The organism is Acinetobacter lwoffii (genome assembly GCF_024129435.1).
GTDB lineage: Bacteria > Pseudomonadota > Gammaproteobacteria > Pseudomonadales > Moraxellaceae > Acinetobacter > Acinetobacter lwoffii_F.
Window position 1 is genome coordinate 13,963 of record NZ_JAMXXN010000011.1, and the last position, 23,364, is coordinate 37,326.

Below are 23,364 nucleotides of genomic sequence, written 5' to 3' on the forward strand. Positions count from 1 at the left end.
GAAAAATGATCAAGACAGGGAACGTTGGATTGACAGCGGTACTGGCATTAAGTCTGGTATCCGTGTCTTTTTATACAAGCGCTAAAGAATTTATTACGATTATTGGTCCGGATGGACGACCATTAGTCGTACCCCGTAATAATGCAGAGAAAAAAATTGAGGACAAATCTCGATTGTCGAAAACAGTAGGAACTGCAGCAGTTCAGTCCACACCTGTAAAGCAAAACTTAGAAAAAGTGTCCGTCGTAAAAAATGGACAAGTCAAACCTAAGCATGACCATAATATGGTTGTACAACCAGTACAACCAGTACAACCAGTACAACCGCATATTGCGCAAGAAAAGATTCAGTCTAAACCACAATTAATACTTGGATCTCAAACTATTCAAACTCCTGATGCTGGAGTTGGATCTTCTGTTGCTACCATACAAAAAACGGGATTTAGCCAGGTTGAAGGCATTGAATATGTAGATAGTGAGTATCTGGAAAATAAAGAATTTAATTTGGAAGGCAAAAAACGTTTCTATAGCATGCCCGAAGGAGTAGTAGATAAAAATATCGGAACTACCCGGATCCAGACAATTGAACGTGAAAAAGGGGTGGGACAATCCGTATTAAAATCCTTGTTTCAAACTCCAGAAGTAGATTCCGGTCCTGTGGTACTGGCTCAAAGTTATTATCGTATTTCACAGTCGGAGACTATCGATAGCTTGGGCATGCAGTGTTTTACTGATAAGAAAATTAAAAAAGCGAAAGAAATCAGCCTTAAAAAAGCAGTTAACCTGTGGCCTCGTGCGCCTCTTAAAGCAGACGAATTTGATTTTGAAGTGGTCAAGCTTCAATCCGATATCCAGAATATTCAGATCAACTCTTATGCCTCTAGCCAGAAAAATCCAACGTATTATTGGCCTTTTGTTGTATTTTTAGACAGTCGTGGCTGTGTGCTTGAAGGAGCGGGCGGTTTTAAAAATCAGGAAGGACAGGCGAATATTATTCAACATGAGCGTATCGAAGGGGTTCTCCAGATTCCTGCACAAAGTGGATATGTATTATTGACGCCTTTGGCCTCCGCGATAGATGTTGAAGACAAGATGCTGACAAATCATGGACAACTAAAATTAGTTGCCATTCGATAAGGACTATTCGAGTACAAAAAATGAAAAATAAAATATTATTTCCATTTGCTTTAACCACACTTTTAATGGCACTGAGCGGGTGTGGTGGGGAAAGTGCCAATGTCATTCCAGAAAAAAACGATGAAGCCACGACCAATGGTACTTGTACCTCAGGTACAAATAACTGTGTGGAATGGGGGCTGGAATATCCGCTTGATGGTTTAAATTTCAACTGTAGTGGCGATACAGAAAATACCTTTATTACGTTATTTGACAGTAAAAATGGGGTAGCTTCTGGAACCTGTCAAAAGACCGATAATATTGAGTTGTCTATTCAAAGTTTTGGTTCGAATAAGATCAATTTAGGTCAAATAAAACTCAGTGATTATGCCAGTTTTAGTGCCCAGACCCAGTTGCCGCGTTTAAGTGTAATCGATATTGCAACTGGGATTAGCGGACGTCGCGTAGGTGATTTGGTGCCTACTGATCCTACCGTTCAGGTTGCCATGCGTCTGGTTAAAATTCTGCAAGCTTTGGCGCTACAAGAGGGGCGTATTGTTAATCCATCAGATGTGCAGCCTTTATATATTACTGAAGAGATGCGCAAAAATTTGGCTAAAATCAGTGGAAATATTAGTCTGACTGATACTGATTTGGCGACTAAAATCAAAGATTTTGTTGATATCAGCACAATTTCGGATGAGGTTGCTTTTACCACAGTCAAAAAACTGGTGACGATTGCCAACGCAGCTATGTATCAGCCAGAATTTTCATTATTTTCAACATCCGGTGTGATTGGAAGTAACCTGACGGGTTCAGATGGACTGGTGGGTTGTAATCAAAGCCCTTGTGATATTAAGAATAAGAATACTAAATATTTATTTGGCCATTTTATGCTGATTACCGATCGCCAGGGCTACACCTTTGGCAGTGGCCTGCAATGGCGTGATACTCAGTCAAAAGTGGCGAAAGAAAATTTATCCTCCTTAGGGGGAGTTAATGCTGAACTCATCCGTAAGGTGAAACCGGTACAAATGACCGCTGATCCACAAAGTTCATGGATTCATCCAACCAGTAAAACCATTAACACGCCTTACCGCTTGAATATTGCAAATAATGCGACTCCGCTTGAGTTGTATCAAGGCAGATTATTGAATGATTATGTGATCGCCGGTAAAGAAGCTTTCTATAAGATGGTGACTGACAAAAAATCGCTGGATACTTCCGATCAAGCCAACTTGGGGTTGTGGCGTTTGCAGGCCGATGGTGAAAACTATACGGGAAGCGTTGATCTATATAAGATTTTCCCAATTAGTTATCTGGATCGTCAGGTCTTTAAAACAGCGCAGAACGTCGCGGATGGGGAGAAATACATTTTCCCAATGTATGCCAATCTGGAATTTAAATTTACAGATACCACTGTCAGCCCAATTACTTTAGGAATCGTCATTGACAGTAATGGTGATGTACGCACTAATATGCAATCTTCCAGCAATTTAGCAACTGATCCGGTAGCAGGCTGTAAGGGTGATGTGTTGGCAGCTACGCTCTTAGATCATCAAGGCATACAACAATATCGCCTTGGAACTTTGGGACGTGCATTTGTGGCTGATAAAGCGGTTTCGATGCGCCTGATTTTGGCCAATGAAAAGTTTGGTAATATCAATGGCGCATTGGTAGGGGTAGACTCACGTATCCAGTCTTCACCGGATTCTAGGGATTCGATTGTGATCGGTGGTGCACTGCTCAATTTGTCTAATGTGTTAGATACTAATGTCGGCCAGAATGGGCGTGTAACTTTCCTGAATTCGGCAGGTGATGGGGTACAATGGGCCAATACCTATGCGAGTTTTCAAAAAGTTTATAATAATAACAATGAGGGTGAAACACCGGCAGATATTAGCCTAGCAAAATTAAACGGTGGTTCGGTTGAGTTTAAGCTTGCGGATTGCTATCAAGTCAAAGCCAAATAATATTCTTTAAAAATAAAAAAATCCCATCTTAGTATGGGATTTTTTTATGCCTATTAGATTTAACCGGTATGGTCTAGACGCGTGCCTAAGGTTTCCAGATGCATTGGAAAAATATTATTTTTACGGTCTTCAAAATAATGTCTGAGGGTATGTTCTACACTCGGGAAGGCTAGTTCAGTCCAGGGGATATCTGCTTCATCAAATAAACGCGTTTCGATGGTTTCTTCACCCGCACCAAATTTTCCATCAATCAGATTGGCTTTAAACAACACATAAATTTGACCAATACGCGGAATGTTATACATACAGTAAAGCTGTTCAATGTCTACTTCAGCTTCGGCTTCTTCGCGGGTTTCCCGGGCAGCCCCTTGCTCCATGGTTTCAAACAGTTCCATATAGCCGGCAGGTAAAGTCCATAAGCCGTAGCGTGGTTCAATGGCACGACGGCAGAGCAGTACTTTGTTTTCGAATAAGACCAAAGCGCCACAAATCACTTTCGGATTAATGTAATGAATAGAGCCGCATGAATCACATACGCTGCGAATTTGCTGATCGCCTAAAGGAATTTTAGCAGTGGTTTTATGTCCACAATTCACACAGAAGTTCATATTCATCATCAATGACAAAAGTATGCTCAGGATAACTGAAAAAGCAAAATTTGGCATCATTTCTCTCCCGCCCAGACTAAAATCAGCTATGATGAAATTATGATCATGGTTAGGGTTGAGAGAATGGATGCATGTGAATTGACACAAAGGTTGCAGCAACGCTTACGTTTTTCCAAGCGTATCCGATCTGCGCACGCTGCCGTGTTGATTGCAATTACAGATGAAGCTGACCCGAAAGTATTGCTGACGCGCCGTTCAGCTTATTTGAATAATCATGCCGGAGAAGTCTCATTTCCAGGTGGCAAGCGCGATCCGCAAGATACCAGTAATATTGTGGTGGCTCTAAGAGAAGCCTATGAGGAAACGGCACTCAATCCTTTTGATGTACATTTAATGGGTGATTTACCCATGCAAAAAGCTCGTAATGGCATGTTGGTCAAACCGATTGTGGGATTGATTCCTCCACAAGTGAAGCTGATTCCACAACCGACGGAAATCGACCGGATTTTCTTTGCCTCATTGCAGCATTTGCTTGAAGTGACGCCCATGCCTTATGAAGTTCGCTTTGCCCAGCAATCTTTATATTTTCCGAGTATGCGGGTAGAAAATGAAGTGGTTTGGGGCTTGACCGCGCGTATGCTGATTTCTTTATTTCAATATGGGCTGGATTATAAAAAAGACTGGCCATTCTTGCTTAATTCTCCAACGTTTAAACGCTCCAAATTTTTTTAACCATTGAACAGGATTTTATCAATGTTGTACAAATTTCAGGGACATATACCTACCGCTATACATCAGCCCTGGGATGGCTGGGTGGCACCAACGGCAACCGTGATTGGGCAAGTTGAACTTGGACGACAAGTCAGTGTCTGGTTTGGGGCTGTAGTACGTGCAGATAACAGTAAAATTAAATTGGGTGACTTTAGTAATGTGCAGGAAAATGCAGTGTTGCATACGGATGCAGGCATTGAGATGAGTATTGGCAATTATGTGACAATTGGGCATCAGGCCATGCTGCATGGTTGTACCATTGGAGATAACAGTCTGATCGGGATTCAGGCAGTCATTCTGAACCATGCCGTGATTGGCAAGAATTGTATTATTGGTGCCAATGCCTTGATTCCTGAAGGTAAGGTGATTCCAGACAATTCAGTGGTGATGGGTTCACCCGGTAAAGTGGTAAAAACGCTGGATGAAGACAGTATTCAAAAATTAACAATGAGCGCCATGCATTATGCCGAGCATTTTCATAAATTTCAGGATTTGGAAGAAGTGCAACTCTAAGGTACTCTTTTATTGAGTGAATCATAAGCCTAGATTTTCTAGGCATTTTTGTATCTGTTTCGGGAAAATCTCGCGTAGCGGATATGAGTGGAGTATCATATCCGCGTTTTTTATATTCTCTGAATTAAGGTTGTGCATGAAAGTGCTGGCATTGGAGACTGCCAATGAGCAGTGTTCCGTTTCTGTAATCAATGATACTCAAGAACTATTTTTTCAGCTTGATGCGCGCGCCAAGGCACAAACGCAAACGATTCTCCCGATGATTGAACAAGGTTTGCAAGATCTTGGACTGGCTATTGCTGATTTGACCGCGATTGCCTTTAGTCGTGGTCCAGGTTCTTTTAGCGGTGTGCGTATTAATGCTGCTGTGGCTCAGGCCTTGGCTTGGTCAAATGATGTGCCGGTAATTCCGGTTTCGACTTTGCAGGCTTTGGCACAAGCAGCCTACCGCTTGCACGGGTTGACTCAAGTGTCTGCGGTATTGGATGCCCGCATGAGCGAAGTTTATATCGCAAGCTATCAACTGGATGCGAAGGGGATTATGCAACCGGTCGATGATGAGCAACTGTTAAGTTATGCAGCAGGTAGCCAAGCTGTGCGCTTTACCCCGGTTGGCTCAGGTGCTGAACTGGTACAAAGCGAAACTTCAATTTATAAAGATGTGCATGCGACCGCACAGGATATCGCCAGCATTGCACGTGCAGCGGCACAAGTAGAAAACTGGGTGAGTGCAGAATTGGCATTACCCGTATATTTACGCGATAACGCGTGGAAAAAAATTCCAGAACAAGGCAAAGCATAATTAATTAGGATAAAGCATGGATCTTTTACTGCTACTCAAAGCGGCCATCATGGGTATTATCGAAGGCATTACCGAGTTTTTGCCTATTTCCAGTACCGGCCATTTGATTTTGGCATCAGAATTAATGAATTTCTGGACCAAGGAAAAGAGTGATGTATTCGTCATCGCGATCCAGATGGGGGCAATTGCTGCCGTTATTTATGAATATTGGGCACGTCTTTGGGGTGCAGCGACCGGGATTGTCAGCGGTGAACCGCAAGGTCGCCGTTTAGGCATTGGCCTGATTCTGGCTTCTATTCCGATTATATTGATTGGTATGACGCTGGGACAAACCGTCAAACAATTACTGTTTAATGATATTGCGATTGCCATTGGTTTAATTGTCGGTGGTCTGATCATTATCTGGATTGAAAAGAATCCACCACAAGTCCGTGTGCATGAAGTTGAAGAACTCAGCATTAGAGATGCGATCTGGATTGGCCTAATTCAGGTTCTATCCTTGATACCGGGTACTTCCCGTTCAGGCGCAACCATTATCGGTGCGATGTTCCTCGGTGTGTCCCGTAAGGCAGCGACTGAATTTTCATTTTTCTTGGGTATTCCGGTCATTATCGGCGCTGGCCTGCTGGACCTTTATCAAAGCTATGATGTCTTAAATACGACTGAAGACTGGACCGTGATCGGAGTTGGGCTTCTGGTTTCCTTTATCTCGGCATTGATATTAATCCGTGCGCTGGTCGCTTATGTGGCTAAACGCGACTTTATGATCTTTGCCTGGTATCGTATTGCTTCGGGTCTGCTGATTTTATTATTTGCCTATACGGGTTGGAAACTATGGTAAGCGCGATTCGCTTATATACCGAATCTGACTATCAAGAGAAAGCACAGCACTTCGAGGCTGTGCTTTCTTCTCGTGGGGTACAGGTCGAGATTGAAATTGTTGAAAAACTCAATGCACGTTTTTTCCGTTTAAATCCTGAACTGGCCCTTTGTGCCGATGCTGACGGACTCTGGTTATGTGCCAACGGCATGAAGATGCAACCGGACTGGCAAGCGGAAACCGGACGCTTAAAACGCGCATCTTTGAAATCGGAAATGATTGCACGCGCCTGTAATTTAAGTGAAAAACCAAGCTTGGTTGATGCGACTGCGGGTCTGGGACATGACAGTCTGTTGATGGCACATTTAGGTGCGCAAGTGACCTTGGTTGAACGGCATCCGGTTCTATTCACCTTGCTTGAAGATAGCCATATACGTGCCCAGTCGGATGCATTCCTGAGTCAGGTCGTATCACAGATTCATTTGGTTTTTTCTGATTCAGCCGATTATCTGCAGCAACAGGCCCAGCAGCATAAAGTTGTCGATGTAGTTTATCTTGATCCAATGTTCCCACAGCGGGATCAAAATCAGCAGGCAGTCAAAAAGCAGGCACAGGTCAAAAAACAGATGCAGCTGTTGCATATGTTATTGCCTGAAGATGGTGAAATGGATCTGGGCGATAACCTTTTAGAACTGGCACAGAAAATTGGCAAGCGTGTCGTGGTCAAACGTCCGCGTCTGGCGGTATTTCTGGCTGGAAAAGAGCCAAATCATCAATGGCAAGGCGATGCTTGTCGCTTTGATGCGTATTTTCAGCATGAACTTGTAGCTGAATAGGATAATGGCTTCTTTATTAAGCAAAGATTTGTTATATATTTAAAATTAGCATTGATTAAATACTTATCAAGCATAAACTTATTCAGCACATTAGCGAGCCACTCATCTCCTTGAAATCCTATGATCGACTTTAAACCCTCCATTAATTTTTGGCACGATTTTAAGAGCAACCAAATTGCCGGGATGTGGTTATTTCTGGGGTCGAGGCGTTCTTTACAACTGGTCCGTCCATCCATCATGCAATTGGTGTTCTGGGGGATCTTGGGTGGCTGCGCCAACAGTTTGTTTAGCTGGCTCAGTTCAGGCCGTATGGGAGATTTTAACTCTCAAGGTTTGATTAGTTATGCGCTTTGGCCTTTCATTGCCCTGATTGTCGGTATTTTTCTTTCGCAACGGGTCAATAATCCACGCTTGATGCTGGTGCCAGCCTTGTTATGGTTGGTGTTAGATACCCATATCATGCTGTTCCAGTGTCTGATTCAGTATCTGGGTGATCTGGATTATCTGCCTCATATCCTTTACGACTATATTCCAACGCTCTTTGTCATGCTGTTTGTCTGGCAAAGTCTGGCAGTGGTCTGGGTGATTTCACGTGAATTAAAATGGCCGTGGTGGGAACGTGCGCTGATTATGCTGGCGACTTTGTTTACGCTAGTAGTTTGGCAGATTTCAGTCAAAGATCAGCCGATCTGGAAAGTCGAAGAAATTCCACCGAGTTTTGCCGAAGATGCTTTCTATGCCCAGCCAACTTTGCTGAATAAAGCGCTGGAAAATATCGAGTATGGTGAATTTGCACAGTCACACTGGTATTTCATGGGGGTAGCCGGAGCGAGCTATCAGGATGTATTCTATTCTGAAGTTGAGCGGATTAAAGAGCAGTTTGATACCCGTTTTGGTACTTTTGGCCGATCGATTGCCTTGGTCAATCACCCAGCGACACGTACCACTATGCCGATTGCTTCCAAAACCAGTATGGAGCTGACATTGCGCCGTATGGGGCAGCAGATGAACCGTGAAAGTGACGTATTATTTTTATATATGACCTCTCACGGTTTGCCGAATGTATTTGAAATGGAAAATGCCCCACTGGATCTGGCGCAGGTTGATCCAAAATGGTTGCGTGAAACACTAGATGCATCAGGCATACGTTGGCGCGTGATCGTAATCTCGGCCTGTTTTTCAGGCAGTTTTGCTTCTGCTTTACAGAATGACAATACCTTGGTGATTACGGCTTCGGCAGCTGATCGGCAGTCTTTTGGCTGTTCGAATGAAGCGGATTATACCTATTTTGGTCGTGCGTTCTTTGATGAAGCCATGCGTGAAAATAGCAGCTTGCAAAGCGCTTTCGCACAGGCCACAGATACCGTAGCAAAATGGGAATCAGCTCAAGGTTTTGAGCCATCAGAACCGCAATGGGTGATTGGTAAGAATATGGAATTGATGTTGCCGCAACTGGAGCAACGTTTATTTCCACAGACCACTACGGCGACATCATCTCCCTAGATCAATGTCATCCACAGACCGGTTGTAATAATAAGGAATAGCCATGGAACTTATACAGAACAATAGAAGCTTTGAAGGTGAACAGCGGATTTATCGTTTTGATTCGCGCTATCTTAAAACCCCGACCAAGTTTGGCATTTTTCTGCCGCCTCAAGCTTTAGAAGGTCACAGCTGTCCTGCATTATTCTATCTGGCTGGTTTGACCTGTACCGAAGAAACCTTTGCCATCAAGGCGCATGCACAACGTTTGGCGGCACAGCTTGGCTTGATTTTGATTACACCTGATACCTCACCACGTGGTGAAGGCGTGGCAGAAGGCGACAACTGGGATATCGGTCAGGGTGCAGGTTTTTATATCAATGCTACCCAGGCGCCTTGGGTTGAACATTATCAGATGGAAAGCTTTATTGTCGATGAACTCTATGCACTGGTTACTGAGGAGTTCGTAATCCATCCCGGCAAGATCGGCATCTTCGGCCACTCTATGGGTGGTCATGGCGCATTGACTCTGGCATTTAAATATCCAGAAAAATTTAAATCTGTTTCAGCCTTTGCACCAATTTGTGCGCCGAGTCAGTGCCCATGGGGAGACAAGGCATTCTCGAATTATTTGGGTACTGAAAAAGAGGAATGGCTGAAACATGATGCGACCGCTTTGGTTCAGGAAAAGGGCGCATTGTTTGGCGATATCCTGATTGATCAGGGTTTTTCAGACCAGTTCTATAACCAGCTTAATCCAGCCCTGTTCCAGCAGGCTTGTGATGGCGTGAACCAGCCGCTAACTTTGCGTGAACATCAGGGCTATGATCATGGTTATTACTTTATTCAAAGTTTCGTAGATGATCATTTGCAATTCCATGCCGTACAGTTAAATCCTTAAAGTAGGACTGCAGATATGTAGCAAAGCCAAAAAGATTAAAAAACCTCCAAAATGTTTTTACATTCTGGGGGTTTTTCTTTTAATATCAGATGTATAAAAGTATAAAAAATTGGGGTCGTCATGCAGCAGACAGCAGACGGTATTCGTGTCAGTGAGTCATTATTTCCAGCTGCTTCAAGTTTTTCGACTGAAGCCACGCCTTCGGTCAGACCGAAATATCAGCGATATGGATTCAGATTTCATGGCAGTGCATCCGAATATTTTGGTATCTGGATGGTGAATCTGATGCTGACCATTGTGACATTGACCTTGTACAGCCCTTGGGCCAAAGCACGCCGTATGCGTTATTTCTACGGCAATACCCAATTTTTAAAACATCGCTTCGACTTTGTGGCCATGCCGAGCCGGATCCTGCTGGGTCGTCTGTTTGCACTGGAACTGTATCTGGTCACCGTTGTACTGACCAACTATTCAATCCTTGCCACCAGTTCTTTATTGATGGTCGCTGCGCTGTGTTTGCCCTGGCTCATTCGGATGACGCTGAAATTCAAGGCTAGAAATAGCAAATATGGCAATGTGCGTTTTTATTTTAATGGCAGCAACCGCGAGGCTTATAGGGGCTTATTTCTAGCCATCCTGCTCAATATCTTTACTTTGCTGCTGTTTAGTCCGGTGATGATCTGGCTCTATAAACGCTATTGCTTTAATCATTTATCGATTGGTCAGTTGCAATTCAAGCTGAATATTAACTGGTCCAAGTTTATGTCTGCCGTTTATCTGCCCTTGGGTGTTTGCCTGCTGGTTGGTATTGGCTGGCTTGCAGCAGTAGTGTACTGGGTGGACCGGATTGGAACCAATTTGTTTAGTCTGGGTTTACTGCTTAGCTATCTGCTTTGTCTGGCGCTGGTCTGGCTGGTCATTTCTGCACGTTTATACCTCATTACCTGGAATCATGTGGAGCTTGGTCAAAGTTACTTTAAAACACGGGTAACTACCTGGCGTTATAGCTGGATTGTGCTGAGCAACTGGATAGTGCGTGTTCTTAGTCTGGGCTTAATGACGCCTTGGGTTGCCATCCGTTTATATGAATATCAGTTAAAACACTTAGAACTATATGTGGCTGAAGATGAAACCAATCTTGAGCATATCTTGCAACCTGACCCGAGTGCCTTAGCCGATGAAATCCTGGACGTATTTGATTTCGATGCGTCGCTATAGGAGTAAATGTGATGAAACGACCTGTCGAAGTTAAGTTTTATGATGGAATTCTCGCTGAAGCCCGTCGTGCCTGGATTGTGCCGGATCAGCAACAAGGGATTGCCCTGAAACTTGATGAGGATGTTCCAGCACAAGTTAGTGATGCAGATTTTTATTTCGCTTATCCGGACATGGCTTATATTGGGGGTGTCGGTGGTCGTAAACCGATTATTGAGCTGCCTGAAGAACGTCGGATTGAGTTTTTAAGCAAAGCGCCGCATTGGCTCAGGATTAAACATAAAGATATTTATCATGCGATCTGGGAGTTTGAACGTTCACCAATCCTGATTTTCTTTTCCACGATCATCGTGATTAGTGCAGTGATTATTATTTTAAAATGGGGGATTCCTTATACTGCCAAACAGCTGGCAAAACTTCTTCCGGAGCAAACTTTAATTGAAGTAGGCAACCGGACAGAGCAGCAGTTAATTGCCCAGACCCAGCCAAGTACACTCCCGGCAGAACAGCAGACGCGATTAAAAACTTTGTATGAACAAAAGATTGCTGTAGGAAAACCTGCAAAAATTATTTTCCGTCAAGGGGGATCAAGCATGAGCATGAATGCAGCAGCCATCCCGAATAACACCATTATTCTGACTGATGAACTGGTGAAAACCAGCGGCACCGATGAGGAAGTCCTTGCAGTACTGGCCCACGAACAAGGCCATCTGGTACAGAAGCACAGCATGCAGAAAGTGATTTCTAATCTGGGGGCGGCGGGACTGTTTGCCTTGGTGACTGGAGATTTAAGTGATGTGGTCACCGCATCTGTAGTCGTGTTGACCGATGCCGGATATTCGCAGGCGATTGAACTGGATGCCGATGACTATGCCATGCAGCATTGGCATCAACAGCAGATTTCCAGTATTCACTTGTCTAATTTTTTGCAGCGGGTGGAAAATGCCAGAATACTGGCAGAGGAATCGCAAACCTTAAAAATGAAAAATTTCACTCTCAATATCGATGGAAAAGACCGGCATCTGACAGAAACCGAACTGAAATGGATTCGCCTGATCGGGAAGTTTAAAAAATATCTGGAATCACATCCCGAACTGGATAAAAGGATTCAGCGTATTCATGCCTTTAATGAACAAGCGAATCATCGTATTTAGTTTCTGATCATTGCTATGTCTTGATCATCAAGGCTTTTTAGTCCCTATCTTTGCCAGTCGGCAGTCAGATGTTCCTGTCCCATACGGATCAGATGATCCAGTACTACATTTTCAAGTTTATTCAGGTCAGTGGATTCATCATTACTTTGAATCGTTACGGTTAGATGATCCTGTTCAGGAGCCAATATCACTTCAGCATTTGGAAAATGAATCAGGAAATTTTGTTCGGTTTCATCAATATTAAATTTATGTTTCCAGTGATTGGCCAGGCGTTTGGCAATTCGTGCTGCTTGTTGCGTCTGGATATGGGCAATACTTTTCATCAGTTTTCTACACTATTCATCATTATCCTGCACTTTAAACCAAGCGGTGATGCCGGCATAAGCCTCAAAGCGTTACACAGCGTTTTAATCTTGCAACATCGAATCACAGTAGCCGGAGTGGATTTGATATAATGGGAAAAATCCAATTTCAACAAGCCAGGTTCTCCCATGTCCAAGCCTTATTTAATTGCCCCTTCTATTTTATCTGCTGACTTTGCCCGTTTAGGTGAAGAAGTCGAGAACGTGTTGGAAGCAGGTGCAGACGTTGTCCATTTTGATGTCATGGATAACCATTATGTGCCGAACCTGACTTTTGGTGCGGGTGTTTGCAAGGCCTTGAAAAATTATGGGATTAAGGCGCCAATTGATGTGCATTTGATGGTTAAGCCGGTAGATCGCATGATCGGAGATTTCCTTGAAGCGGGTGCTGATATCATTACTTTCCATCCGGAAGCGTCTGATCATATTGACCGTTCTTTACAGTTGATCAAATCAGGTGGCGCCAAAGCGGGTCTAGTATTTAACCCAGCAACGCCACTGCATTATCTGGATTATATACTGGATAAAGTCGATCAAATTCTGCTCATGAGTGTGAACCCGGGCTTTGGTGGACAGAAATTTATTCCAATGACTTTGGATAAATTGCGTCAGGCACGCAAACTGATCGATGCTTCAGGTCGTGATATTCGTCTGGAAGTTGATGGCGGTGTTACGCCAAGCAATATTCGTGAAATTGCCGAAGCGGGTGCCGATATGTTTGTGGCGGGTTCAGCTATTTTTGGCAAGCCGGATTATAAAGCTGTGATTGATGAAATGCGTGCGGAATTAGCGAGAGTGGGACAGGTTCAATTGTAATCGTTAAAAACTCATAAGTGCATAAATATGTGGATAACTTTATGGATAAGTGTGTAGATATCTATGTTGATAACCATATGGATATGTTGCATAAAATGTAATCGTTTGTAGCCTGATTGATTGCGATTTAGACAAAATCTGTATAAAAAGAACTCGAATTGGGTTCTTTTTTATTACATATAACCCTTATGTTTAGTGGTTATTTGTTAATCAAGAGTTAATAATTCAACCAAGTAAAAAATGATCAATGTCTCGCATATTTGTGTTTCATTATGTAATTACTCCAGACAAAGTTTAAATTTAATTGATGTGTATAACTTAATATTCTGAGTCCATTCTCATGTAATTGTTGTGGATGAATTGCCCGATTATTAGAACTATTTCTGACCTGGCATTTTCAACATCTACCATAACCAGAGTAGCCATGAATGTCGTGAGGATTTGAGTAAGGCAAAGTTAAGTTGTATCTCGATAAGTCATGTTTTGTAACACTGACCACATTGTTGGCACGCGAATTAATAAAATTTCTATATCTAGATATTGAGGAGGAACGACCTCCCTTGTGAATTACGTATCGGAATTTACAGGAAAAATCGTCAGGACGGCCTGATTCTTATATAAAAGGAGGAGGCTGCATGGCCTGGATCGTACTTATTCTTGCGGGTATTTTTGAAATCGTTTGGGCATATTCGATGAAGCTGTCTGAAGGATTTACCAGACTTACCCCAAGTATTATTACCATTGTCTTCATGGTACTGAGTTTTGCTTTACTGGCTTATGCGATGCGTACTTTGCCGCTAGGTACAGCCTATACGATCTGGACCGGGATTGGTGCAGTGGGTTCATTTCTCATCGGTATTTGGGTTTTGGGTGAACCCGCTACAGCGTTGCGTATGCTGGCTGCCGTACTCATCATTTCCGGTCTGGTGCTGATGAAAGTATCCTCTTCATAATTTGTTTCTGCTTGTCTCGGTGAACTGGGTTAATATAGAAAATGAACTCCAGCGATTGGGACAGGGCGCCATCATGAACTTAAGTTATCTCTATATGGATTCTCCCGTAGGTCAGCTACAACTGGTCGCGAATGAAATCGCGCTGGTAGCCGTGCTTTGGGACTGTGAACAGCCGAATCGGGTGAAACTGGCGACCTTGGTTGAAGATCCGCAGCATCCGGTTTTGATTGAAACCAGACGTCAGCTTCAGGAATATTTTGCTGGTCAGCGCAATGTTTTTGACCTGCCTTTGGACTTTGCAGGTACTGATTTTCAGAAAAAGGTTTGGCAGGTGCTACTGAATATTCCCTACGGACAGACGCGAAGCTATCGCGACATTGCTGAACAGGTGGGTAATATCAAGGCTGTACGCGCCGTGGGTGCAGCCAATGGCAAAAACCCGATTTCGATTATTGCACCCTGTCATCGGGTGATTGGTCGCAGTGGCAAGCTGGTAGGATTTGCCGGCGGTTTGGATAAAAAAGAAATCCTGTTAAATATTGAGCAGACGCATTAATATTTAAACACTTAAAATAAATGAAAATTAGAATATGGAACATTCTACGATACAGCTATTAAGTCCACTCTGGTCCAGCTTAGGATGGATTCTTCTGCTTTTCTTTGGCGTGATGATTTTTAAATTATTCAAGCCATTTTTAAAAGGGAAATTAGGAGAATTTGCGGTTGCTGCCCATGTCAAACTGTATTTAAAAGATCCTCAATATATTCTGCTCAATGATTTGACTCTTCCAGACGGGATGGGCGCGACCACGCAGATCGATCATCTGTTATTAAGTCCTTATGGCATTTTTGTGATTGAGACCAAAAACTATAAAGGCTGGATATTTGGAAACGAGCGACAAAAAACCTGGACCCAGAAAATCTATAAAAACAGTTATAAATTTCAGAATCCGATTCATCAGAACTATAAGCACATCAAAGTATTGGAGCAGCTACTGGCAGATATTGTGGAACCGGACCTTTTGCATTCTGTGATTGTATTTATGCCGGATGCTGTGTTTAAAACACCGATGCCAAATCATGTATTTCGGGGTGCAGGCTGGATCGACTATGTGAAAAGTTTTGATCAGCAGATGATTTCTGAAACGAAATTAAAACGGATACAACTGCGGCTAGAAAAAGAAGTTTTAGAAAAATCCTGGAAAACTAATCGGGAACACGTAGAAAATTTAAAGCAGCATAAGCAGTCATAAGTTTTTTACGGACTCATAAAAAAAGCCTTTGAATCATTCAAAGGCTTTTTGGTTTTAAATATTTGAAGCTTTCAGTTTTTCGGTAATCTCGGCCAGAACTTTAATCCGTTTTACTTCATCCCATAATGCTTTGGCTTCAGGATAATGTTTCGACATCATGCCGAGCCATTGCTTGTAACGACCGACCATCCCGATCTCAGTTTTGGCTGGGCCGTTGATAAAACGAATTTGTAGTTGCAGTAGTTCATTCCAGTTCATCAAAGGTGCATCCGAGTTTTGACGGATACATTGGGTCAGGTCGGGTGTAGTCACTGCACCACGGCCAATCATCAGATCTTCGCAACCGGATTCCAGACGGCACTGTTTGGCATCGGCATTGTTCCAGATTTCACCATTGGCGATCACATTGATCTTAAGTGTCTCACGAATCGGTTGTAGCTGGTCCCAGAATGCGGGCGGAGTATAGCCATCGGCTTTGGTGCGCGCATGCACGGTGACCCAGGAAGCTCCGGCATCTTCAATAGCATGGGCATTTTCCAGCATGAAATTGCGGTCCATATAACCCAGACGCATTTTGGCGGAAACCGGAATATGCGCAGGGACGGCATCACGCACGGCTTTAACCAGCTCATGCACCACTTCTGGTTCATCGAGCAGGACTGAGCCACCGCGATGACGGTTCACAGTTTTGGCCGGACAGCCAAAATTCATGTCAATTGCCGGTGCACCCATGGCTGCCACTTTGGCGGCATTCGCTGCCAGCATCTCCGGATTATTTCCTAAGAATTGGACATGTACCGGTGTACCTGCCGCCGTCTTGCCATCATTCAACAGTTCCGGGCAGTAAGTATGATAAATATGATCGGGCAGAAGGGAATCGGTGACACGGATAAACTCGGTCACACACCAGTCAAAGCTACCTACGGATGTCAGCACATCACGCATAATCGGATCGGTTAAGCCTTCCATGGGAGCAAGCACAAGTTTCAACGGTGCACACCTGTAAATTTAAAACGGTGTTATACGTTTTTTTAGGCAGCCTGTCTAGGCTGGATGGGAATTGAATGATGAGTACCTGAAAATTGAACTTTTTGGGCTGATATAAAAAGGCCCTTAATGTAGATTAAAGGCCTTTAAAAGTGAAGCTTAAGAAGGTTTAGCAATATCCAGCCATTTTAGTCAGCCAGTTTCTCGACTTTCATACTCTCACGATAATACTGACAGCCCTTGTACAACAGGAAGCAGCCAATCAATCCGGCAATCGCATTGACGATCGAGATTGAGTTACCAACCATTAATGTGTTTTGGAAATATTTATCCGTGATTAACGCCACTGCGGTGGTTCCGACACCTAAGGCAATCAGGTTTGAAACCAGCAGGAACTTTGCAGATACCTGTGCGCGTAGCTGGTTTGGTGTCAGCATTTGCGTAGCAGCTGCCGATGCAGGAATCGGGAAAGTGGAGAAGAACATCGCCACAAAAATCAGCGCAAATGAAAGCTGCATATTATCGACCTGAGTAAACAGCACACTCGGAATAATCAGCGCCGCACAGCCAATCGCACCAGTACGAATTGCAGCATCGCTATAGCCACGTTTCGAGAAGAAGTCGATCAACCAGCCACAGAACAAGGCACCTGAAGTATTCGCGATCAAAATAATCGTACCGAGGATATAACCGGTTTGACTCGCATCCAGACCGAAATTACGCATGTAATAGGCAGGTGCCCAGCCCAGTAGCGAATACAACATCATGGTATAAAAAGAAAAGCCAATAAAATGACAGAAGAAGGTCTTTTTATGTGTCTTGATAAAACCGATCGAATTTTTGAAAGAGGCTTTAATGACCTGGCCATCCTGACCGACTTTCATGCCCTTACGTGCAGGTTCACGCACCGTCAGCACCATGAGTAGAGCCAGCAATACGCCCGGTAGACCCACAATCATAAAGGTGAGTTGCCAGGTTTTCACTTCACCAATGAGAGGTAAAGCTACGAAGCTGACATCTTTTAGCAGGCCAATCACATAGCCGCCAATCAGGAAAGCTAAACCCGAACCAATAAAGGCACCAATCGCATATACCCCGAGTGCACGGCCTAATTTATCTTTCGGAAATAAGTCGGCAACGATTGAATAAAAGGCAGGGGAAAGCGCAGCTTCACCGGCACCCACACTCAAACGTGCAATAAACATTTGAATAAAGTTTTTACTGAGACCACAAGCCGCTGTGGCAAGACTCCAAAACGCAATCCCGGTTGCAATGATTTTAATCCGGGACTTTCGATCCGCCAATGCTGCGATGGGCAGACCCATAATGGCATAAAACAAGGAGAAGGCCAGACCCTGTAACAGGCTGAACTGGGTATCGCTCAGCATTAAATCGGCTTTAATCGGTTCAATCATGAGCGATAAAATTTGACGGTCTACAAATGACAGAATGTAAGCCACCATACAAATGACCACCACATACCATTGATAGGTGCTGCTTTCCGGTGGCGGTTCAATCTGTTCAGACAGCGGCACAGCCGTTTCTGTCGGTGTAGGCTCAAAATTTTGATTTGTTGGTTGAATCGTCCTTTCAACCATTTCTAGGTTCAGCGATTTATCATTCATCATGCAACATCCTGTGCTGATCGTTTGAGATATTTATTTGATACTTTTAATATGCTTGTTATTTTTATATTGTATCGTATTTAATTAATCTAGAGCCTAAATAGAGAGACGTCAATCTGTTTTTAAAAATAGATACAAATAATTTTTAAAGGCAAAAAAAAGGAATCATAATGAGTCCTTTTTTTGAGTTTAAATTTTTAGCCACGCTCAACCAGCGTTAAAATATCGTAGGTTGCAACCAGTTCATTGCGTTGGTTTTTTACTTTAATATCCCAGACCACGACACCATGTGGCTTCTGTGCCGGATCGCGCAGTGCTTTTGGAGTTTTCTGCTTACAGGTCAGTTCTACCTGAATGGTATCGCCAATTTTCACCGGTTCTACAAAGCGCAAGTTGTCCATGCCATAGTTGGCAATGACTGGGCCCTGGGCGGCATCAACGAATAAACCGGCTGCGGCAGACACCACGAAATAGCCATGTGCCACACGTTCACCAAACAGGGATTCTGCTGCAGCAATCTTGTCCATATGCGCATAGAAGTGATCACCGCTCAGGCAGCCGAAATTCACCAGATCCGCTTCGGTCACGCTACGTCGTGCTGTCAGCAAACGTTCGCCGATACGCAATTCATCAAATGATTTTTTAAAAGGATGGACTCGGTCTTCAAAGACCTGAGCGCCGGCAGTCCAGCTATGGCCGACTTGGGTCATGGCATTAGGTGAACCTTGAATCGCAGTACGTTGCATATAATGTTTGACTGCACGCAAGCCGCCCAGTTCCTCACCGCCACCAGCACGTCCCGGTCCGCCATGAACTAGCAAAGGTAGTGGCGAACCATGTCCGGTACTTTCTTTGGCACTTTCAGCATCCAGAATGTGGACACGTCCATGCCATGGTGCAATTTTGCTCAGCAGTTGTTCAATATTTTCATCGGTATTGCGTACAATCGATGCGACCAGGCTACCTTCGCCACGTGCCACCAAGTCAGCCAGCTGAGCCAGGTCAGTATATGGCATTAAAGTCACTACAGGTCCAAAGGCTTCAATCTTATGAATATTTTCTGCCTGATCCGGTGCTTTGCAGACCAATACGGTTGGTGGATAACATGCGGATTTCTCTGTATTTTGTACTTGAATCTTAAAGTCCTGACGCAAGTGGCTACCGAATACGATTTCTGCATTTTGACTGAGCTGTTCAACTTTTGCAGCGACATCATGTTTCTGTTTGACGCTGGCCAAAGCACCCATCGTCACGCCTTCCTGAGCCGGATCGCCCACGACCACTTTTTTTAGTTTTTCAATCAGACGACTTTGTACTGTATCCAATAGCTCGGCTGGCACAAAAGCACGACGAATGGCAGTACATTTTTGTCCAGCTTTGGTGGTTATTTCACGGAAAACTTCACGGACAAATAAATCAATCGTTTCATCATTAGCTTGCGCCGTCAAAATCGCACTGTTGACCGAGTCTGCTTCCATGGTGAATGGAATCGAGTAGGCATTTAAGTGTGGATGCGAACGCAGTTTTTGCCCTGTTGAAGCAGAACCGGTAAAAGTGACCGTATCTTGAGGATTTAAATGATCAAATAAATCATAGACCTGTCCGCAAATGAGCTGCAGTGAACCTTCTGGCAAGAAACCGCTTTCATGAATGGCTTTAACTACGGCATGAGTCAGCTCGGCACCTTCGGTCGCCGGTTTGACAATACAGGGTACGCCTGCCAGCAGTGTCGGTGCGATTTTTTCCAGCATGCCCCAGATCGGAAAGTTAAAGGCATTGATATGCACGGCGACACCGGCTTTAGGCGTCAGAATATGTTTCGCGCCAAAGCTACCTTGCTTAGAAAGAGGAATCCAGGCATCTTCGACCCATGCTGTTTCATCACTCAGTTCACGACGCACCAAACTCGAATAGGCATATAAGGTGCCAATCCCGCCTTCAATATCAATCCAGGCATCTTTACGGGTACAGCCGGTTGCTTTGGCAAGCTCATAAAAGTCTTCTTTGCGTTCCATCAAATACTGAGCCACTTGCTTCAGTGCATTGGCACGTTGATGGAAGGTCCATGTGGCAATAGTCGCGCCTTTTTGTTTGGCATACTTCACCACGGCTTGGGTATCGATGCCCTGACTGCCGACCTGATAAACCGCTTCACAGCTAATGGCATGATAAACCGTACGTAAATCGGCTTGAGTTGTATATTCCTGACCGCAGATTAATGAGCTTAAGCTTTTGATGGCAATAGGATTATGAGTTGATTCAGTATCTTGATAATCCGTTGTGCTTGAGCTGCTGTCTAACTCTAACATTGTAAAAACTCCATTTATGATACGTTTTGAGATGTATTTTAATTTTGATGTTTCATAATTTGTGTTGAAAAATTGAAAATGTCAATCATAAATCTGTGTTTAAAATTGCATAACAATAAAATAAAAAATATTAAATTATATAAAACAAATATTTAGTGAAAATAAAGGATAAAAATTAAATGATACCAATAAATAGATATTGATTTTAATTTCGTATCGTTTTAATTTGGGTGTATCAACACTTGAGATAAGTGAGGGAACAATGAATAACCAACAACAAATCTTCGATCAAAAGATTGAAAAGGATATTTCCATCGAGCCGAAGGACTGGATGCCGGATGCTTATCGTAAGACCTTGATTCGTCAGATCGGTCAGCACGCACACTCTGAAGTGGTGGGCATGTTGCCGGAAGGCAACTGGATTACCCGTGCACCGACCTTAAAACGAAAAGCCGTGCTGATGGCAAAAGTTCAGGATGAAGCCGGTCATGCGTTGTATCTGTACAGTGCTGCAGAAACCCTGGGGGCGGATCGTGACGACATGATGGATAAACTGATTGCCGGTCGCATGAAATATTCTTCAATTTTCAACTATCCAACCCTGAGCTGGGCCGATGTTGCCGCGATTGGCTGGCTGGTAGATGGTGCAGCAATTGTCAATCAGGTTGCGCTGTGCCGTACATCTTATGGTCCTTATGCCCGCGCTATGGTGCGTGTGTGTAAAGAAGAAAGTTTCCATCAGCGTCAGGGCTTTGAAGCCATGATGGAATTGGCCAATGGTACGCCGGAACAAAAGCAGATGGCACAGGATGCAGTGAACCGTTTCTGGTGGCCGGCACTGATGATGTTTGGTCCAAGTGATGATAATTCACCGAACAGTGCACAAAGTATGCAGTGGAAAATTAAATTATTCAGCAACGATGAGCTACGTCAGAAATTTGTCGATAACACCGTGTCGCAAGTTTTGCAGCTGGGTTTAACCGTTCCAGATCCAGACCTCAAATTCAATGAAGCCACCGGACATTACGAATTTGGTGAAATCAATTGGGATGAGTTTTTTGCGATTCTTGCAGGCAAGGGGCCGTGTAACCATGAGCGTATTGAAGCACGCCGCAAAGCTTGGGAAGGCGGCAAGTGGGTACGTGATTCCGCAGCTGTCTATGCTCAAAAACAGCAGCAACAGTCAGCAGCACAAAAAGTCGCTTAAAAAATAGTTTGATCAATATAAGGAAATTTGCTCATGAATAACAAAAATAACTGGTCACTTTATGAAGTATTTGTGCGTAGTAAACAGGGTCTAAGTCACCGTCATGTCGGCAGCCTGCGTGCACCGGATGAGGAAGTCGCACTACAAAATGCCCGCGATGTATATACCCGCCGCAATGAAGGGATCAGTATCTGGGTGGTGAAATCTGAATTGATTACCTCTTCACAGCCAGATGAAAAAGCAGAATTTTTTGAACCCGCTTTGGACAAGGTTTATCGCCATCCAACCTTTTATAACATTCCAGCTGGCATCGAGCATATGTAAAGGGAAAGGTGAAGAATATGACAAATCAAGTATTGGCAGAATTTCTTTTACATGTGGGTGACAGTCAACTGATCCTGTCTCATCGTTTGGCAGAGTGGTGTGGTCATGCACCTGAACTGGAGCTGGATATTGCCTTAGCCAATATCGGACTGGATTTATTGGGTCAGGCACGTACTGCCCTCAGTCTGGCGGGTGAAGTGGAAGGACAGGGCCGTGATGAAGACAAGCTGGCTTATTTCCGTACCGAACGTGAATACCGTAATTTGCTGCTGTGTGAACAGCCGAATGGTGACTTTGCCCAGACCCTGGTGCGCCAGTGGTTGATGGATCACTACCACGCTTTATTGTTTAGCGCCTTAAGTCAAAGTCAGCATGCTGAGTTGGCGGCTTTTGCAGTGAAATCACTCAAAGAAGTGAAATATCACCAGCGTTTTTCCACCACCTGGATGGAACGCTTAAGTTTAGGTACCGCAGAAGCGCATGAAAAAACCCAGCAAGGTTTAAACCAGTTATGGCGTTTTACCGAGGAACTTTTTGTTCTGACGGCTGATGAAAGACAGTTGGTCGATAGCGGTGTCATTCCAGATATTGAAAATTTAAAAGCCCAGTGGCTGGAGACCATTACATCCGAGTTAGCGCGATTTGAATTAAGCCTGCCAGAGCTAGGCGCTTATCGCAGTGGGGCTAAACAGGGTTTACATACAGAACATCTCGGTTTTGTTTTGGCTGAACTGCAATACATGCAGCGCTCTTATCCAAACATGAACTGGTAATTCGGCACAATCACAGGGAGTGAGTCGCATGAATCTGATTCGACACGTAGAAGATCAATGTTGGGACGTTTTGCAGCAAGTTTCTGATCCAGAGATTCCAGTATTGTCAGTGATTGATCTGGGCATGATTCGTGGCGTCGAGCTGAATCAGCAGGATGAAATTGTGGTGCGACTCACGCCGACCTATAGCGGCTGTCCGGCCACGGATTTATTAAAAGCAGAAATTACCCAGGCTTTCGAGGCGAACGGTTTGACGCCGGTCAAAGTCATTGTGGATCTGTCTCAAGCCTGGACTACGGACTGGATGAGTGAATCGGGCAAACACAAATTACAGCAATATGGTATTGCCCCGCCGCAAGGCCAGTCACATAGCTGTGGTACGCATGTGGCATTGACCGATGGCATCACCTGTCCACAGTGCTTAAGGAACAACAGCAAATTATTAAGTGAATTCGGTTCGACAGCCTGTAAAGCTTTATATCAATGTCGGGACTGCTTAGAAACTTTTGACTATTTCAAATGTATTTGATTGTAACGATTGCGCGGTGGGCAGGGTAAACCAATA

The 23,364-nt window shown here is 44.0% G+C and carries 24 protein-coding genes; 19 read left to right on the top strand and 5 right to left on the bottom strand.

Annotated features, from left to right (window positions below):
- The first annotated feature begins 5 nt into the window (after positions 1 to 5).
- Together filE and filF are read left to right on the top strand one after the other, a co-directional pair.
- Positions 6 to 1,136, top strand: a complete 1,131-nt coding sequence (gene filE, locus NI455_RS08895) for a putative pilus assembly protein FilE (RefSeq protein ID WP_253113693.1) — start codon at positions 6 to 8, stop codon at positions 1,134 to 1,136.
- Between the two features lie 20 nt (positions 1,137 to 1,156).
- Complete coding sequence (filF, locus tag NI455_RS08900; RefSeq protein ID WP_253113696.1) at positions 1,157 to 3,088, top strand: putative pilus system protein FilF; 1,932 nt, start codon at positions 1,157 to 1,159, stop codon at positions 3,086 to 3,088.
- A 59-nt stretch (positions 3,089 to 3,147) separates the two neighbouring features.
- Here filF and NI455_RS08905 read toward each other — a convergent pair whose 3' ends face one another.
- A complete protein-coding gene (locus NI455_RS08905) occupies positions 3,148 to 3,696 on the bottom strand; it encodes an NUDIX hydrolase (protein ID WP_161785319.1) in 549 nt (182 codons plus the stop codon).
- Between the two features lie 123 nt (positions 3,697 to 3,819).
- Between NI455_RS08905 and NI455_RS08910 the strand changes: the two genes are divergently transcribed.
- The 9 genes from NI455_RS08910 to NI455_RS08950 all read left to right on the top strand — a co-directional run bounded on the left by NI455_RS08910 (position 3,820) and on the right by NI455_RS08950 (position 12,190).
- Positions 3,820 to 4,428 (top strand): NUDIX hydrolase, encoded by a 609-nt coding sequence (locus NI455_RS08910; RefSeq protein WP_253113698.1) that lies wholly within the window; start codon positions 3,820 to 3,822, stop codon positions 4,426 to 4,428.
- Between the two features lie 24 nt (positions 4,429 to 4,452).
- Positions 4,453 to 4,980: a gamma carbonic anhydrase family protein gene (locus NI455_RS08915; RefSeq protein ID WP_253113790.1), complete on the top strand. Its 528-nt coding sequence runs from the start codon at positions 4,453 to 4,455 to the stop codon at positions 4,978 to 4,980.
- 136 nt (positions 4,981 to 5,116) lie between these two features.
- Positions 5,117 to 5,782, top strand: coding sequence for a tRNA (adenosine(37)-N6)-threonylcarbamoyltransferase complex dimerization subunit type 1 TsaB (tsaB, locus tag NI455_RS08920; protein ID WP_253113701.1), 666 nt, complete (start codon positions 5,117 to 5,119; stop codon positions 5,780 to 5,782).
- A 16-nt stretch (positions 5,783 to 5,798) separates the two neighbouring features.
- A complete protein-coding gene (locus tag NI455_RS08925) occupies positions 5,799 to 6,623 on the top strand; it encodes an undecaprenyl-diphosphate phosphatase (protein WP_253113703.1) in 825 nt (274 codons plus the stop codon).
- The gene (locus NI455_RS08930; protein WP_290447027.1) at positions 6,617 to 7,438 is read left to right on the top strand and encodes a class I SAM-dependent methyltransferase; all 822 of its coding nucleotides are present in this window, start codon (positions 6,617 to 6,619) and stop codon (positions 7,436 to 7,438) included. Before NI455_RS08925 ends, NI455_RS08930 begins: the two co-directional genes overlap by 7 nt.
- Positions 7,439 to 7,558: 120 nt before the next feature.
- Positions 7,559 to 8,941, top strand: coding sequence for a C13 family peptidase (locus NI455_RS08935; RefSeq protein WP_253113704.1), 1,383 nt, complete (start codon positions 7,559 to 7,561; stop codon positions 8,939 to 8,941).
- A 43-nt stretch (positions 8,942 to 8,984) separates the two neighbouring features.
- Positions 8,985 to 9,821, top strand: a complete 837-nt coding sequence (fghA, locus tag NI455_RS08940) for an S-formylglutathione hydrolase (protein ID WP_138743195.1) — start codon at positions 8,985 to 8,987, stop codon at positions 9,819 to 9,821.
- A 120-nt stretch (positions 9,822 to 9,941) separates the two neighbouring features.
- Positions 9,942 to 11,039: a YjgN family protein gene (locus tag NI455_RS08945; RefSeq protein ID WP_253113705.1), complete on the top strand. Its 1,098-nt coding sequence runs from the start codon at positions 9,942 to 9,944 to the stop codon at positions 11,037 to 11,039.
- Positions 11,040 to 11,050: 11 nt separating this feature from the next.
- On the top strand, positions 11,051 to 12,190 hold the full coding sequence (locus NI455_RS08950; RefSeq protein WP_253113707.1) for a M48 family metallopeptidase: 1,140 nt from the start codon (positions 11,051 to 11,053) through the stop codon (positions 12,188 to 12,190).
- A gap of 44 nt (positions 12,191 to 12,234) precedes the next feature.
- On the opposite strand, the gene NI455_RS08955 is transcribed toward NI455_RS08950, so the two are convergent.
- Entirely contained in the window at positions 12,235 to 12,513 is a 279-nt protein-coding gene (locus tag NI455_RS08955; protein ID WP_004646049.1) for a DUF2218 domain-containing protein, read from the bottom strand.
- A 168-nt stretch (positions 12,514 to 12,681) separates the two neighbouring features.
- On the opposite strand from NI455_RS08955, the gene rpe reads away from it, so the two are divergent.
- The 4 genes from rpe (at position 12,682) to NI455_RS08975 (ending at position 15,574) form a co-directional block, all read left to right on the top strand.
- On the top strand, positions 12,682 to 13,368 hold the full coding sequence (rpe, locus tag NI455_RS08960; protein WP_253113709.1) for a ribulose-phosphate 3-epimerase: 687 nt from the start codon (positions 12,682 to 12,684) through the stop codon (positions 13,366 to 13,368).
- Positions 13,369 to 14,003: 635 nt separating this feature from the next.
- Positions 14,004 to 14,321, top strand: a complete 318-nt coding sequence (locus NI455_RS08965) for a DMT family transporter (RefSeq protein WP_004279177.1) — start codon at positions 14,004 to 14,006, stop codon at positions 14,319 to 14,321.
- Between the two features lie 73 nt (positions 14,322 to 14,394).
- Positions 14,395 to 14,877: a methylated-DNA--[protein]-cysteine S-methyltransferase gene (locus tag NI455_RS08970; RefSeq protein WP_253113712.1), complete on the top strand. Its 483-nt coding sequence runs from the start codon at positions 14,395 to 14,397 to the stop codon at positions 14,875 to 14,877.
- A gap of 34 nt (positions 14,878 to 14,911) precedes the next feature.
- On the top strand, positions 14,912 to 15,574 hold the full coding sequence (locus NI455_RS08975) for a nuclease-related domain-containing protein (protein WP_253113714.1): 663 nt from the start codon (positions 14,912 to 14,914) through the stop codon (positions 15,572 to 15,574).
- A gap of 54 nt (positions 15,575 to 15,628) precedes the next feature.
- On the opposite strand, the gene NI455_RS08980 is transcribed toward NI455_RS08975, so the two are convergent.
- From NI455_RS08980 to paaZ, 3 genes are all read right to left on the bottom strand, one after another.
- Positions 15,629 to 16,564 carry a tRNA-dihydrouridine synthase gene (locus NI455_RS08980; RefSeq protein ID WP_253113717.1) on the bottom strand — a complete coding sequence of 312 codons (936 nt, stop codon included), beginning with the start codon at positions 16,562 to 16,564 and terminating at the stop codon, positions 15,629 to 15,631.
- Between the two features lie 185 nt (positions 16,565 to 16,749).
- The gene (locus NI455_RS08985; protein ID WP_253113718.1) at positions 16,750 to 18,189 is read right to left on the bottom strand and encodes a spinster family MFS transporter; all 1,440 of its coding nucleotides are present in this window, start codon (positions 18,187 to 18,189) and stop codon (positions 16,750 to 16,752) included.
- 194 nt (positions 18,190 to 18,383) lie between these two features.
- On the bottom strand, positions 18,384 to 20,495 hold the full coding sequence (gene paaZ, locus NI455_RS08990; protein ID WP_253113719.1) for a phenylacetic acid degradation bifunctional protein PaaZ: 2,112 nt from the start codon (positions 20,493 to 20,495) through the stop codon (positions 18,384 to 18,386).
- 262 nt (positions 20,496 to 20,757) lie between these two features.
- Here paaZ and paaA point away from each other — a divergent pair, with 262 nt between their 5' ends.
- Genes paaA through paaD form a run of 4 tightly spaced genes read left to right on the top strand, consistent with a single transcriptional unit; the run spans position 20,758 to position 23,328 of the window.
- Positions 20,758 to 21,702 carry a 1,2-phenylacetyl-CoA epoxidase subunit PaaA gene (gene paaA / locus NI455_RS08995; RefSeq protein ID WP_004646055.1) on the top strand — a complete coding sequence of 315 codons (945 nt, stop codon included), beginning with the start codon at positions 20,758 to 20,760 and terminating at the stop codon, positions 21,700 to 21,702.
- A 33-nt stretch (positions 21,703 to 21,735) separates the two neighbouring features.
- Positions 21,736 to 22,026 (top strand): 1,2-phenylacetyl-CoA epoxidase subunit PaaB, encoded by a 291-nt coding sequence (gene paaB, locus NI455_RS09000; RefSeq protein WP_004279183.1) that lies wholly within the window; start codon positions 21,736 to 21,738, stop codon positions 22,024 to 22,026.
- Positions 22,027 to 22,043: 17 nt separating this feature from the next.
- Positions 22,044 to 22,799: a 1,2-phenylacetyl-CoA epoxidase subunit PaaC gene (gene paaC / locus NI455_RS09005; RefSeq protein ID WP_026056591.1), complete on the top strand. Its 756-nt coding sequence runs from the start codon at positions 22,044 to 22,046 to the stop codon at positions 22,797 to 22,799.
- A gap of 28 nt (positions 22,800 to 22,827) precedes the next feature.
- On the top strand, positions 22,828 to 23,328 hold the full coding sequence (paaD, locus tag NI455_RS09010) for a 1,2-phenylacetyl-CoA epoxidase subunit PaaD (RefSeq protein WP_253113720.1): 501 nt from the start codon (positions 22,828 to 22,830) through the stop codon (positions 23,326 to 23,328).
- Positions 23,329 to 23,364: the final 36 nt, after the last annotated feature.